Origin of the sequence: Variovorax sp. WDL1 (assembly GCF_001541225.1) — a bacterium.
Lineage (GTDB): Bacteria > Pseudomonadota > Gammaproteobacteria > Burkholderiales > Burkholderiaceae_C > Variovorax.
This window is the reverse complement of the sequence record NZ_LMTS01000352.1, coordinates 1-2886: the sequence shown is the minus strand read 5'-3', so window position 1 is coordinate 2886 and position 2886 is coordinate 1. Positions and strand designations below refer to the sequence as shown.

The 2886-nt window shown below is 65.3% G+C and carries 3 protein-coding genes; all 3 read left to right on the top strand.

The annotated features are described in order from the left end of the window. Positions 1 to 217 precede the first annotated feature (217 nt). Genes istA through APY03_RS42255 form a run of 3 tightly spaced genes read left to right on the top strand, consistent with a single transcriptional unit; the run spans position 218 to position 2739 of the window. A complete protein-coding gene (gene istA, locus APY03_RS39905) occupies positions 218 to 1756 on the top strand; it encodes an IS21 family transposase (protein WP_068686450.1) in 1539 nt (512 codons plus the stop codon). A 24-nt stretch (positions 1757 to 1780) separates the two neighbouring features. Then, complete coding sequence (gene istB, locus APY03_RS39900; protein ID WP_068686448.1) at positions 1781 to 2533, top strand: IS21-like element helper ATPase IstB; 753 nt, start codon at positions 1781 to 1783, stop codon at positions 2531 to 2533. Beyond that, the gene (locus tag APY03_RS42255; RefSeq protein WP_146039577.1) at positions 2530 to 2739 is read left to right on the top strand and encodes a hypothetical protein; all 210 of its coding nucleotides are present in this window, start codon (positions 2530 to 2532) and stop codon (positions 2737 to 2739) included. The genes istB and APY03_RS42255 overlap by 4 nt, the downstream gene beginning before the upstream one ends. The last annotated feature ends 147 nt before the right edge of the window (positions 2740 to 2886 follow it).

Sequence of the window (2886 nt, the reverse complement as noted above, 5' to 3'; positions counted from 1 at the left end):
CGAGCACCAGCGCCGCTCACTGGTACGTGAACTGCGCGACTGCGTATTTCACGGCATCCTGGACACCCATTTCAGACGATCCCGGACAGTGTTTCAGAGGATGGCGGACACCGTTTCAGACTGATCCCGGACAGGGTTTCAGCCTGAAGCCGGACAGGCGAGGCGCGCGCGAGTGACCTGAGCGATGGGCATGCTGGCCGATTTTTTCGGACCAGCGATGCCCACACCCAGGATCACCATGCGACAACTACGACAAACCCTACGCCTTCATCTGGAATCTGAATTGAGCTTGCGCGAGTGCTCGCGCGTGCTGGGCATCGCCAAGACGACCATCGGGGACATCGTGCGCAACGCGCGCGCTGCCGGTGTCGATTGGGCGGTCGCCCAGACGCTGAGCGACGCGGAGCTCGAAGCGCGGCTGTATCAACCCGCGGTGCCGCGTTTGGCACGCCACCTCGAACCCGACTACGCGCTCATTCATCAGGAGCTCAAGCGCCCCGGTGTCACGTTGCAGTTGCTGTGGGAGGAATACGCCCAGGCCAATGCGATGGCCTACAAGTACACGAGCTTCTGCATCAAGTACCGCGCCTGGGCGATGAGCCTGAAGCGTTCGATGCGCCAGACCCATGTCGCTGGCGACAAGCTCTTCGTCGACTACGCCGGCGACACCATGCCGATCGTGGACGCGGCCACCGGTGAGATCCGCGATGCACAGATCTTCGTGGCCGCACTGGGCGCCTCCAGCTACACCTATGCCTGCGCCACCATGACGCAGACGGCGCCCGACTGGGTTGGCTCAATCATCAATGCGCTGGAGTTTATCGGCGGCGTGGTTCGCTTGGTGGTGCCCGACCAGCCGCGCGCGGTCATCGCAAGGCCCGACCGCTATGAGCCTGGCGTGGGCCGCTTGGTCGAGGAATTCTGCGACCACTACAGCGTGGCAGTGCTCCCAGCGCGGCCTGCTCACCCGAGGGACAAGCCGAAGGTCGAGGTTGCGGTGCAAATCGTTCAGAGATGGATTCTTGCGCGTCTTCGCAACCGACGCTTCTTCAGTTTGAGGGAGCTCAACCGCGCCATCTCCGAGCTGCTGATCGATCTGAACCAACGCCCCTTCAAGAAGCTGCCTGGCTGTCGGCGCGAGGCCTTCGAGAAGCTCGATCAACCGGCGCTGCGGGCGCTGCCGCCCACGCGCATGCCGATCGTGCGCTTCAAGACCGCGAGCGTGAACATCGACTATCACGTCGATCTCGACGGTCACTTCTACAGCGTCCCGCACCGTCTGGTGCGAACCAAGGTGGAGCTGCGCATTACCGGCTTCGTGCTGGAGATCTTCGCCGGCCAGCAGCGCGTGGCAGTGCACCCGGTGAGCACCGCGAAGGGGAAGCACTCGACCATCTCCGAGCATATGCCGGCCTCCCACCGTGCCCACCGGGACTGGACGCCAGCCAAGCTGATCGCCTGGGGCGAGAGCATCGGTGTGGGCTGCGCCGCGCTCGTGCGCTGGCAAATGGAGAACCGGCCGCATCCGGAGCAAGGCTACCGCGCTTGCTTGGGCCTGCAGCGCCTGGCGCGCCAGTACGGCCCCGAGCGCTTGGATGCCGCCTGCACGCGGGCCATGGCGATCCGTTCGCCGACCTATCGCAGCGTCAACGCAATCCTCACGAGCGGCACAGATCGCCGGCCCTTGCCGACCAAGCCGGCCCAGACCTCGCTGCCGCTGCACGACAACGTGCGCGGCCCTGATTACTACCACTGATCGACTACGACTCAAGGAGAACCTGTGATCCCTTCCCACACTCTGGACCAACTCAAGACGCTGCGCATGGACGGCATGGTGGCCGCGCTGGCCGACCAGGCCATCAGCAGCGCGGCGGCCGCGCTCGGCTTCGACGAGCGTCTGAGCATGCTCGTGCAGCGCGAGATGGACTGGCGTGACGACAAGCGCCTGACCCGGCTGCTCAAGGCCGCCAAGCTCAAAGTGAGCAGCGCCTCGATCGAGGACATCATCTGGCGCGATTCGCGCAACCTGGATCGCCATCTGGTCACCTCGCTGGCCGGCTGCGACTGGGTGCGACACTCCCGCACAGTTCTCCTGACGGGGGCCACTGGCACGGGCAAAACCTGGCTGGGGTGCGCCTTGGCCCGACAGGCCGCGCGTTGCGGCTTCAGCGTCCTGTATGCCCGCACCACGCGCCTCATGCAGGAACTGCGCGTGGCGCACGGCGAGGGCGGGTTCGCCCGTCGACTGGCACAGCTGGCCCGAGTAGACGTCCTGCTGCTGGACGACTTCGCCGGTGCTCCGATGGAGCCCGGCGAACGCGGCGACCTGCTCGAACTGCTGGACGACCGAGTGGGCACGAAGGCAACGCTGATCACCAGCCAGATGACAGTCGACAAGTGGCACGCGTGGCTGGACGACCCTACCATCGCCGATGCGATCCTGGACCGCATCGTGCACCGCTCGCACCGCATCGCGCTCAAGGGGCCGTCGCTGCGCAAGACCGAGAGCGATGGTCGCAGCGAAGTGCGATGAACACCGCTTCGCGCACGACAGTGCCTCCCGGCGATCGCGCCCCGAACACGACTTGCCCACCGCGGCGTGCGTTCGTCGCAAGCGACGCCCGCCGCCGTGGACAAGTCTGCCGGGTTGAGGAAAGAAAAACCATCGCCTTCGGCGGCGTGTTGACCACCCCGGCGATGCTCGCCAGCGTGGACAACACGCTGATGCCGGACACCTGAGCTACGATATTGCCAGGCACTCGCGTTCGTCGCGCCTGTCCCCCATCACGCTGAAACTCTGTCCGCGATCAAACTGAAATGGGTGTCCGGGATCGCTGAAATCCGCACGACGAAGTGGCGCGCTGCGCCGACCGCGATCAGCTACTC

What these genes read in the sequence shown, in the direction of transcription:
- istA (WP_068686450.1), top strand. Translation starts at nt 218, where the DNA reads ATGCCCACACCCAGGATCACCATGCGACAACTACGACAAACCCTACGC.
- APY03_RS42255 (WP_146039577.1), top strand. Translation starts at nt 2,530, where the DNA reads ATGAACACCGCTTCGCGCACGACAGTGCCTCCCGGCGATCGCGCCCCG.